This window comes from Archangium sp. (genome assembly GCF_036389735.1).
GTDB lineage: Bacteria > Myxococcota > Myxococcia > Myxococcales > Myxococcaceae > Archangium.
Window position 1 is genome coordinate 1 of the sequence record NZ_DASVWK010000908.1, and the last position, 10,407, is coordinate 10,407.

Below are 10,407 nucleotides of genomic sequence, written 5' to 3' on the forward strand. Positions count from 1 at the left end.
GTTCGTGTCGGGGGCCTCGGGGCGGCGCTACGGCCCGAGCGACCTGGCGCTGGCGGAGGACCTGTGCCAGCGGGCGAGCCTGGCCATCGACAACGCGCGGCTCTTCGGCGAGTCGAGGCGGGCCACGCGAGCGCGCGAGGATCTGCTGGCGGTGGTGTCGCACGATTTGAAGAACCCGCTGGGGGTGGTGCAGCTGGCGTCGGCGCTGCTGCTGCGAGGCAGCCAGGGCAAGCCGGGCGGCGAGCCGGTGCAGAAGCAGGCGGGGCGCATCCAGGCGGCGGCCGAGCGGATGGCGCGACTCATCTCGGACCTGTTGGACTGGGGCCGGATCGAAGCGGGCGGACTGCCACTGGAGCCGTCGGTGCAGGACGTGGCGTCGCTGGTGGCGGAGGCGCTGGAGAGCGTGCGACCGCTGGCGGAGGCCAGGGGGCTGCGGGTGGCGGCGGAGCTCCCGGACGGTGGCGTGCGGGTGACGTGCGACCGGACGCGGGTGCTCCAGGTGCTGGGCAACCTGCTGGGCAACGCGGTGAAGTTCACGTCGGACGGCGGACAGCTGACGGTGGGCGCGCGGGTGCAGCGGGGCGAGGTCCAACTGTGGGTGAAGGATACGGGCTCGGGCATCCGACCCGAGGCGCTGCCGCACGTCTTCGAGCGCTACTGGCAGGCGAAGGAAGCGGAGAGCCGGGGAACGGGCCTGGGGCTGTACATCGCCAAGGGCATCGTGGAGGCGCACGGGGGCCGCATCTGGGCGGAGAGTGAGCTGGACCACGGCAGCACCTTCACCTTCACGCTGCCGGGCGTCACCACGAGCGCCGAAGCGGAGCCGCGCCCCACCGTATAACCCGGAGAGGAGCCAGGACGCACCAGGAGAGGAATCCGGGTGTCTTCGGGTTCCGGCTCCCCGGCCGCCCGGTTATCGTGCGGCCCTCCATGCGTCCCCTTCTGCTCGCCCTCGTCGTGCTCGCCCTGGCCCCGCCCGCGCACGCGCGGGAGCGCGCCCTGCCTGGCTCCGAGCTGAAGGTGGACCTCGGTGCCCTCTCCGGAGGCTTCACCCACGGGGGCGGCGCCTGGATGGACTCCTTCGCCGCCCAGGCCCTCTCGGGCCACCTCCTCCTCGGCGGCTTCACTTTCGACGGAGGCGTCCTCTCCCTCGTGCCGCTCCAGCGCGGCGGGGCCGGCGCCAGCCTCACCCTCACCGCCCGCGTCGGCTACACCGGCGAGCGCTGGAGTCTCGTCGGCGGCCCCGTGCTCGGCCTCGCCTACGCCGCCCGGCCCGCCCTCCAGGTGCTGCCCTCGCTCAAGGCCCTCTACCGTGTGGGCCCCGTGGACCTGCACGCCGGCCTGCTCGACCTGCACGGCCTGGTGCCCGCCCACGTCGGCGCCTCCTGGCGCGGCCTCGGCCTCGCCTACGTGCTGCCCCTCGGCGCCCGCGCCTGGGCCAGCGTCCCCCTCTCCTCCTCCTTGAGCCTGCGCGTGGAGGGCTTCGCCTTCCGCCTCGGCAACGCCCAGTCCGCGCTGCTCACCCTGGGCCTCACCGCCCGTCCCTCCTCTTCCTCCGCCGGAGCCCGGCCATGAGCCCCCGCCCCCTCCTCCTCGGCCTGGGCCTCGCCCTCCTCGCCGGCTGCGGCGAGCAGCGGCCCTCCTTCGAGCCCGAGAAGGTGAATGCCACCCCGCTCGGCAAGGCGCTGCCCCGTGGCTTCCTCCTGGGCACCTCCACCGCCAGCCATCAAATCGAGGGCGGCAACGAGAACGACTGGGCCTCCTGGGAGCGCGCCAGCTTCCCGGACGGCACGCCCCACATCCACGACCGGAGCGTGTCCGGCCCCGCCACGGACTCGTGGAACCGCTTCGACGAGGACGTGACGTTGATGAAGCGCCTGGGCTCCAACGCCTACCGCTTCAGCGTGGAGTGGAGCCGCCTGGAGCCCGTCCCTGGCGAGTGGAACGCCGAGGCCGCGGCGCGCTACCGCCAGTGGGCCCAGGCCCTGCGCGCGCAGGGCATCGAGCCCGTGGTGACGCTCCACCACTTCACCCTGCCCACCTGGGTGGCCGAGTCCGGCGGCTGGGAGAATCCCGCCACGCTGGACGCCTTCGAGCGCTTCGCGGGCCACGTGGCACACCTGCTCGGGGGCGAGGTGGACTGGTGGTGCACCATCAACGAGCCCAACGTGTACGCGGTGTTCGGCTACATGGACGGTGTCTGGCCACCGGGCAAGAAGGACACGAAGGCCATGGCCACCGTGCTGGCCAACCTCATCGAGGCCCACGCCCGCGCCGCGCGCCAGCTGCGCACCCATGACCAGGTGGACGCGGACGGGGACGGCAAGGCCACCCTGGTGGGGCTCGCCCACCATGTGCGCGTCTTCCAGCCCGCCAGTGGCTCCACCACCGACCTCGCCGTGGCCGGCCTCACCGACGAGTTCTTCAACGAGAGCGTCCCCAACGCCCTGCGCACCGGCCGCATCTCCCTGTCCGTGCCGGGCTCCGTGTCCCTCCAGCGCGACGTGCCGGGCCTCCAGGGCTCCATCGACTATTTCGGCATCAACTACTACTCGCGCGACCATGTCCGGCAGGACGCCTCCCCGTCCTTCTCCCACAAGTACGTCCCCAGGGGGCGCGACACCAACGACCTGGGCTGGGAGCTCTACCCCGAGGGCCTCTACCTCTTCCTCAAGCGCTACGCGGCCCTGGGCCTGCCGCTCGTCGTCACGGAGAACGGGATGGATGACCGCACCGGCGAGCGCCGCCCCTACTACCTGCGCAGCCACCTGTACGCGGTGGAGCAGGCGGTGGCGGCGGGCGCGGACGTGCGCGGCTACTTCCACTGGAGCCTGCTCGACAATTTCGAGTGGGCCGAGGGCTACGAGCCGCGCTTCGGCCTGTTCCGCGTGGACCGGAGCATCCCGGAGTTGGGGCGGCAGGCCACACCCGCGGTGGAAACCTTCCGTGAAGCAGCGCGTAACCTGGGGTTGACGCCCACTCCCTGATGGACGGGAGGGCGAAATTCCCAGAAAGTACGAGCACAGAGGAGCCACTCCATGGGTGTGATCCATTTCATCGACGAGTTCCGCGCGCTCCACGCGCGGGCACGGCAGGGACAGCTGGGAGAGACCGAGAAGCCGGCCTACTTCGCGGCGCGCGAGCAGTTCGCCAAGGCCATGCTCAGCGCCCAGGGGCTGATGCTCGACGGCGCCGAGGCGCGCAAGCACTACCGCGTGGCCCATCAGCTCCCGGTGGAGCTCCAGATGGCCTACGGCAACGTGTGGACGAACACGCTGGACATCTCGGCGGGTGGCTTCTCGGTGGCGCTGCCACACGCGGTGGACACGAAGGAGCGGCCCAGCGCGCTGCTCCAGCTGCCCAATGGCATCGCGCTGGCGGGCCGGGTGCGGGTGGCGGCCCAGTTCCAGCGGGCCGACAAGCACCGCGCCTCGTTCGCCTTCCTGGACCTCACCGAGCGCGAGTCCGAGATGCTGGAGGGCTTCCTGATCGACTTCGCGCTGGAGCGCGTGGGCATCGTCCCTCCGTAAAGGGAGGGACCCCATGAGCACCAACCAATGGGTGGAGCAGTTCCGGGCCCTGCATGCGCGCGCGCGCAAGGGGCAGCTTCCCGAGGTCGAGAAGCGGCGCTACCTCGCCGAGAAGGAGCGGTTCGCGCGCGCGCTGACGGCGGCCCAGGGCCAGAGTCTGCCGCCGGGCATGTCCGCCCGGCGCAACTTCCGGGTCGCCCAGGGGCTTCAGGTGGACCTGAACCTGGCCTTGGGGCAGACGCGGGCGATGACGCTGGACATCTCCGTGGGTGGCTTCTCGGTGATGCTGCACACGCCGCCCCCCGACTCGGAGGAGCCCGGTTTCTCGCTGCGCCTGCCGGGCAACGCGGAGCCGCTGGTGGGCCGGGCCCGGGTGGGGTCGGTGCAGCGCAAGCTCGGCACCCACCGCGTCTCCTTCATCTTCCAGGCCCTTCCGGAGAAGGACGCGGAGCGGCTGGAGATGACGCTGTTCGACCTCGCGCTGGAGCGCATCAAGTAAGGTCGCCACGCGCGCGGTAGATGTTGGGAGCCACGCAGCGAGCGGTCTCGGCGCTGCCGGTGAGGCTCTCCGCGTGCCCGAGGAACAGGTAGCCCGTGGGTTGGAGCCGGTGGAGCAACCCGCTCAGCGCCTGGGCCCGGGACTCGGCCCCGAAGTAGATGAGGACATTGCGGCAGAAGACGAGCTCGAAGGGCCCTGGAGGCCAGCCGCGCTCGTCGTTCAGGTTGACGCGCGCGAAGCGCAGCACCGAGCGCAGCTCCGGGCCGGCCTTCATCAACCCCTCCTGGCTGCGCACGCCCTTCAACATGAAGGCCCGCAGCAGGGGGCTGGGAATGCTCGCCGCCTTCTCCAGGGGCCACAGCCCCTGCCGGGCCCGCTCCAGCGCCCAGGTGGACAGGTCCGTGGCCAGCACCTCCACGTCCCAGCCCGAGTCCGGAGGGAAGTGCGAGAGCAGCGCCATGGCCAGCGAGTACGGCTCCTCCCCCGTCGAGCACCCGGCGCTCCACACCCGCACGCGCCGCTCCATCAGCCCTTGCGCCGCACGGCGCGTCCACTCGGGGAAGACCCGCTGCCGCAGGAAGTTGAAGTGCTCCGGCTCGCGGAAGAAGTGCGTCTCGTTGGTGCAGAGGCAGTCGAGCATGCGGATCCGCTCGGCCTCGTTGCCGCGCGAGCTGACGAGCCGGTAGTAGGAGCCGAAGGAGGGCAACCCCATCGCGCGCACCCGCCGGGACAGCCGCCCCACCAGCAGCGCCTGCTTCGTGGGGCCGAGGTGGATGCCCGCCTCCTGCTCCACCAGTGCCTGGAAGAGGGAGAACTCCCGGTCCGTGAGCGGAAGCGGACCGATACCGGGGGCGATGGGTACTGCCGAGGAAGTCGCCGTCCTCATGCGCCCCCACCGGACGAGGCCCCCACCAGGCTCAGCAGCTCGTCGGCCGACAGCAGCCGATCCAGATCGAGCAGGAGGATGAAGCGCTGCTCCTGGCGACCCATGCCCCGCAGGTAGCCCACCGGGGCGCGCGTACCGAAGGCGGGAGGAGGCTCGATGTCGCCCGGGCCCAGGTCGAGCACCTCGGAGACGGAGTCGGCCAGCAACCCCAGCGTGGTGCGCTCGCCGTCCATCAGCGCCTCGACGATGACGAAGCACGTCCAGCGGGTGATGGGGCGAGGACCGAGCCCCATCTTCACCGCGAGGTCCACCACCGGCACCACGCGGCCTCGCAGGTTGATGACGCCCAGCACCGCGGGCGGCATGCCCGGCACCCGCGTGACGGGGACGTGCTCGATGATTTCACGGATGCGCAGCAACTCGATGGCGTACATCTCGCCGGCCAGCGAGAAACCGAGGTACTGCGCGGGACGGGCGACCTCGGGGGCCGCGCTCAAGTGGGTGTGGGTGCTCATGGGGGCTCTCCGTCCTAGAAACGCTTGAAGTCCGTGTCCGAGCTGTTCACCGCGCGCTCGGGCACCGCCGGGAACGACGTGGGTGACACCTGTGTGGGAGGCAGCGCCTGCGCCACCGCTCTCAGCCCCTGGGCGGGCGAGTGCATCGGCACCAGGTGCGTCCCCGAGGGCCGGTGTGGCCTCGGCAGGTTCATCCCTCCGAAGTGCCCGTGAGCCTCCTCGGCCACCCGGAAGAACGTCATCATCTGTTGCAACGACTCCGCCTGTGCCGCCAGCTCCTCCGCCGTCGACGACAACTCCTCCGCCGCCGAGGCATTGCGCTGCGTCACCTGGTCCACCTGCACCATCGCCCGGTTCATCTGCACCACTCCGCTGGCCTGCTCCCTCGACACCGCCGCCACCTGCTGCACCAGCTCCGCCGTCTTTCGAATCGACGGCACCAGCTCCTTCAACAGCCCTCCCGAGCGCTCCGCCACCTTCACGCTGCGGCTGGCCAGGCTCCCAATCTCCTTGGCCGCCTTCTGGCTCCTCTCCGCCAGCTTGCGCACCTCCGCTGCCACCACCGCGAAGCCCCTGCCGTGCTCCCCCGCCCTCGCCGCCTCCACCGCCGCGTTCAGCGCCAGCAGGTTCGTCTGGTACGCAATCTCCTCCACGATGGAGATTCGCTCGGCGATGGCCGCCATCGCCTCCACCGTCTCGTTCACCGCCCGTCCCCCCTCCTCCGCCTCCGCCGCCCCCCTCACCGCCATCGCCTCCAACTGCCTGCTCGTCTCCGCGTTGTGGCTGATGGAGGCGCTCAACTGCCCGAGGCTCGTCGTCGTCTCCTCCACCGAGGCCGCCTGCGTGCTCGTGCCCTGTGACAGCGCCTGTGCCGCCGCGGCCACCTGCCCCGACGCTCCCGTCAGCGAGCCCACCGCGCCCCTCACCTCGCCCAGCACGCTGCCAAAGCGCTGCACCATCTCCCTCATCCCCTCCATCATCCGCGCCGTCTCGTCCTGCCCCTTCACCTCGATGGCCGTCGTCAGGTCTCCCGACGCCAGCCTCCCCGTCAGCGACACCCCCTCGGCCAGCGGCTTCACGATGCTGCGTGCCAGCACCCACGCCAGCAGCACCGCCAGCAGCGGACCCACCACGCCTCCCGTCACCAACATGCGTGTGACCGATCCCACCTGCGCTTTGGACACCTGGGTGAGGCGTTGGCGCTGGGCCAGCGTGCTCTGACGGATGAGTTCCGCCGTGCCATTCATGGTCGCCAGGATCTTCCGGACCTTGCCGCTCTGGACGTAGGCCAGGCTCGAGGCCTGGGATTCACGGCCCGCGTCCGTGCTCCGGCGCAGCGCCACCTGGTGCTCGAGGTGGGGAAGGAACTGCTGCTGGTACTGGGTCAGCAGTTGCTGGAGGTGCTCCTGATCGCGCGGGCTGTCCGCCAGCAGCGTCTTCAACCGGCCGTGGGTCTCGACGACCCGCGCCTTCAGCGCGAGCGTCGGCTCGAGCCAGGACTCCTCACCCGTGTACGCGAACCCCAGCGCCCGGGCCTCCAGTTCCACCAGGGCGTTGTTCATCGACAGCAGCTCGATCTGCGCGTCGTGGGCGCGGAAGTAGCCCGACTCGTTCACGATCATCGAGAAGAAGCCGTAGGAGCCCCAGATGACGGTGCCAATCAGGACGACGAGGAGGCCGAAGCCGAGCTGAAGCTTCCTGGCGATGGTGAGCTTCTCGAGCATGGTTCTCTCTCTTGGAGACCGCGAAGGTGTGAAAGCTGGCGCAGGGCCGTGCGCAGCAGGCTGGGGACGTCCAGCACGAGCCCCACGCGACCACTGCCGAGGATGGTGGAGCCCGACACCCCGGGCAGGCCGCGGAAGAGGCGACCCAGCGGCTTGAGGACGTGTTGCCCCTCGCCGTACAGCGTGTCCACCACCAGGCCCGCCCGGCCTCCGCCGTGGCCCAGCACGACGACACTCTCCCGGCCCGATCCGGGACCCTCCACGCCCAGCACGTCCCGCAGCCGCAGGTAGGGCAGTACCCGATCCCGCAGGTTCAGCACTCCGCAGCCCGGCTGTCCGCTCCGCTCCGTCGGCAGCTCCAGGCACTCCTGCACGGCCTCCAGCGGCAGCACGTACGTCTCCTCGCCCACGCCCACCGCGAAGCCCTGGATGGTGGCCAGCGTCAGCGGCACCCGCAGCGTCACGGTGGTGCCCTGGCCCTCCTCGCTCCGCAGCGTCACCTGGCCCCGGAGCGACTCCAGGCCACGGCGCACCACGTCCATGCCCACCCCACGCCCGGACACCTCCGTCACCGTGTCCGCCGTGGACAGCCCCGGCAGGAAGACGAGTTCCGCCAGCTCCTCCACCGGCATCCGCTCGGGCTCCAGCCCCAGCGCGCGCGCCTTCTGCTTCAGCCTGTCGTAGCGCAGGCCCCGTCCATCGTCGGAGAGCTGCACCACCAGCGAGCCCGGCTCGTGGAACGCCCGCAGCACCAGCGTACCACACGGCTCCTTGCCCGCCGCCTTGCGCTCCTCCGGCACCTCCAGCCCATGGTCCACCGCGTTGCGCACCAGGTGCAGCAGCGGCTCGCGCAGGCCCTCCACCAGCGCGGTGTCCACCTCCACGTCCTCGCCCTCCAGCACCAGCCGCGCCCACTTGCGCTCCTGGCGTGACAGGTCGCGCACCGTGCGCAGGTGTTGTCGGAAGAGCGGGCCCACCGGCACCATCCGCACCCGCATCACCTCCTCGCGCAGCTCCTCGTGCAGGCGATCCGCCTCGAGGTGCACCTCCAACGCTTCCTCCTTCGTGCCCGTCAGCAGCACCTGCGCCAGTCGTCCGCGGGCAATGGCCAGCTCGCCCGTGAGGGTGGCGATGCGGTCCAGCTTCTCCACGTCCACGCGCAGCGAGCGCCCGCGCCGCCCTCCCGCCAGCGCCTCCTCCGGCTCGGCCTCTGGCGCCCCCCTCCGCGGCAGCGCCTCCCGCTCCCGCGCCGTCGCGCCAAAGGCCCTCAGGCGCTCCAGCAGCGACTCGGGGCCCGAGGGTGGATCCTCCTTCCCCGCCCGCGCCACCTCCAGCATCTCCCGCAGCCGGTCCACCACCTCCAGCAGCAGCGACACCTGCTCGTCCGCCACCGGCAGCCGCCGCTCCAGCAGTGCCTCCAGCACGTCCTCCAGCACGTGCGAGAGGTCCAACATGCCGGAGAACCCCAGCGCGGCCGAGGCGCCCTTCAGCGTGTGCGCCCCCCGGAAGATGGAGCTCAGCCGCTCGTCGTCCGGATGCTCCTCCAGCCCGACGAGCGTCTCCTCCATCTCGGTGAGGATGTCCTCCGCCTCCCCGGCGAAGGTGGCGAGCAGCTGCTCCCTGTCCAGTTCCACCGTGTGTTCCCTCTCCTCGAACCGCCCGCTAGGACGGGGCCCCGGTGGTCATGCCACGGGCGCAGTACAGGGCCCGGGCCCCCTCGGTCGCGAGCAGCTCCAGGAGCTCCCGATCCTCGGGCTCCAGGCGCGGCTTGTGGGGCAGCAGTTCGAAGAGCACCATCATCCCCAGGACACGGCGGCCCAGTCTCAGGGGCACGCACGCGCGCGGCCCTTCTGTCCGATTTCGGGCGCTTTCCTCCTCCATCAGGTCCGCCAGCCAGGGCGAGCCGGTGCGCGCCGCGTGGCCGATGGGATCCTCACCCAGGGGCAGCCGGCGGAAGCGCTCGGCGTCGATGCCCAGCGATACCTGGAGCACCAACGAGGGCCCGGCCGGGTCCAGCTCGAAGATGCCCAGCATCTCCGAGCCCACCAGGTTGACGAGCAGATCCTGGAGGATGTCCAGCAGCTCGCGCGGATTGAGCGACTCATTGAGCCGCTGGGAGGCCACGCGCAGGCGCACGAGGTGGGCGAGTTCCGCCTCCACCAGCCCCTGGCGCTGGACCCGCCACGACTCCTCTTCCCGCCGCCGTGCGAGCGAGGCCTGGAGCTGCTCGTTTCGCGCGCGCAGGGCGGCCACCTCCGCGCGCAGGGTCTCGTTCTCCCACCGAAGCCGCTCCCTCATACCCGCCGCGCCTCCTCGAGGTGGCTGCGCACCTTCGCCAGCAGCTCCTCACCGTCGAAGGGCTTGGTGATGTAGTCGGTGCACCCGCTCTCGAAGCCCTGGCGCACGTAGTGGGGCTCGCCGCGGGTGGTGACGAGGATGATGGGGACGTCCTTCGTCTCCGAGCGCGAGCGCAGCGCGCGGCACGCCTGGAAGCCGTCCATGCGGGGCATGAGGACGTCCAGGAAGATGAGGTCCGGGCGCTCGGTGGAGGCCTTCTCGAGGGCCTCCTGCCCGTCGCGAGCGGTGAGCAGCTCGTAGCCACAGTGGGACAACATCATCCGGTGCAGCAGCAGCACCGTGTGCGAGTCGTCGACGAGGAGGATCTTCTTCCTGGGCATGGTCTTCCTCCGGGGTGGGGGAGAGGGTGGGACGGGGAGCGGGCTTCACGGGGCGCTGGCGCGGATGAGCTCGCGCAGCTGCATCAACCGCCGGGGGCTCATGCCCAGGAACTGGATGCCCATGCCGAGCGGGTACGAGGCGGTGCGGGAGGGCGCATAGGGGTTGGCCCAGGCGACGAGGCCGGGCCCCTCGAGCACCTCGCGGGTGGTGGGCAGGTGGATGCGCAGGTCCAGCGCGGCGCCGGGGCGCGCGGGCACCAGGGTGCGAACGAAGAGGGCGCCGGGGCTGAGCGCGCTGGAGAAGCAGGAGGACCAGGAGAAGCTGCCCACCTCGCGGAACTCCACGGGGCAGACGAAGGGCACGCGCTCGTCCACCAGCAGCGCCAGCAGGTTGCGCTGGAGCTGGCCGTTGATGCGGGACACCAGGTGGCGGGGAGCCAGGGAGCGCGTGCTCAACCACACCTGCCCGAAGGACTGCACCTCGTTGGGCTCGCCGCTCGACACCACCACGGTGGGCACGCGGCCCAGGCGTGCCTCGGTGCGCAGGCGCTCCACGCGCAGCATCTCCTCGGCCG

Annotated in this window: 12 protein-coding genes; 5 read left to right on the forward strand and 7 right to left on the reverse strand. The window is 71.2% G+C overall.

The genetic code is table 11. The annotated features are described in order from the left end of the window. The 5 genes from VF794_RS32250 to VF794_RS32270 form a co-directional block, all read left to right on the forward strand. The coding region (locus VF794_RS32250; RefSeq protein WP_331116956.1) for a HAMP domain-containing sensor histidine kinase at positions 1 to 841 on the forward strand (841 nt) is incomplete at its 5' end. Positions 842 to 930: 89 nt separating this feature from the next. After that, the gene (locus tag VF794_RS32255; protein ID WP_331116957.1) at positions 931 to 1,575 is read left to right on the forward strand and encodes a hypothetical protein; all 645 of its coding nucleotides are present in this window, start codon (positions 931 to 933) and stop codon (positions 1,573 to 1,575) included. Continuing rightward, entirely contained in the window at positions 1,572 to 2,987 is a 1,416-nt protein-coding gene (locus tag VF794_RS32260) for a glycoside hydrolase family 1 protein (RefSeq protein ID WP_331116958.1), read from the forward strand. Before VF794_RS32255 ends, VF794_RS32260 begins: the two co-directional genes overlap by 4 nt. Before the next feature lie 51 nt (positions 2,988 to 3,038). Then, a complete protein-coding gene (locus VF794_RS32265; RefSeq protein WP_331116959.1) occupies positions 3,039 to 3,530 on the forward strand; it encodes a PilZ domain-containing protein in 492 nt (163 codons plus the stop codon). Between the two features lie 13 nt (positions 3,531 to 3,543). Beyond that, on the forward strand, positions 3,544 to 4,029 hold the full coding sequence (locus VF794_RS32270) for a PilZ domain-containing protein (RefSeq protein ID WP_331116960.1): 486 nt from the start codon (positions 3,544 to 3,546) through the stop codon (positions 4,027 to 4,029). Here VF794_RS32270 and VF794_RS32275 read toward each other — a convergent pair. From VF794_RS32275 to VF794_RS32305, 7 genes are all read right to left on the reverse strand, one after another. Next, complete coding sequence (locus tag VF794_RS32275; protein WP_331116961.1) at positions 4,022 to 4,915, reverse strand: protein-glutamate O-methyltransferase; 894 nt, start codon at positions 4,913 to 4,915, stop codon at positions 4,022 to 4,024. The two genes, VF794_RS32270 and VF794_RS32275, sit on opposite strands and share 8 nt — an antisense overlap. Then, positions 4,912 to 5,430 carry a chemotaxis protein CheW gene (locus VF794_RS32280; RefSeq protein WP_331116962.1) on the reverse strand — a complete coding sequence of 173 codons (519 nt, stop codon included), beginning with the start codon at positions 5,428 to 5,430 and terminating at the stop codon, positions 4,912 to 4,914. The genes VF794_RS32275 and VF794_RS32280 overlap by 4 nt, the downstream gene beginning before the upstream one ends. A 14-nt stretch (positions 5,431 to 5,444) precedes the next feature. Next, positions 5,445 to 7,154: a methyl-accepting chemotaxis protein gene (locus tag VF794_RS32285; protein ID WP_331116963.1), complete on the reverse strand. Its 1,710-nt coding sequence runs from the start codon at positions 7,152 to 7,154 to the stop codon at positions 5,445 to 5,447. Further along, positions 7,091 to 8,788: a chemotaxis protein CheA gene (locus VF794_RS32290; RefSeq protein WP_331116964.1), complete on the reverse strand. Its 1,698-nt coding sequence runs from the start codon at positions 8,786 to 8,788 to the stop codon at positions 7,091 to 7,093. Before VF794_RS32290 ends, VF794_RS32285 begins: the two co-directional genes overlap by 64 nt. Before the next feature lie 28 nt (positions 8,789 to 8,816). Beyond that, positions 8,817 to 9,452 (reverse strand): GAF domain-containing protein, encoded by a 636-nt coding sequence (locus tag VF794_RS32295; RefSeq protein ID WP_331116965.1) that lies wholly within the window; start codon positions 9,450 to 9,452, stop codon positions 8,817 to 8,819. After that, complete coding sequence (locus tag VF794_RS32300) at positions 9,449 to 9,832, reverse strand: response regulator (protein ID WP_331116966.1); 384 nt, start codon at positions 9,830 to 9,832, stop codon at positions 9,449 to 9,451. The genes VF794_RS32295 and VF794_RS32300 overlap by 4 nt, the downstream gene beginning before the upstream one ends. Before the next feature lie 45 nt (positions 9,833 to 9,877). Continuing rightward, a partial coding sequence (locus tag VF794_RS32305; RefSeq protein WP_331116967.1) for a PilZ domain-containing protein occupies positions 9,878 to 10,407 on the reverse strand: 530 nt, incomplete at its 5' end.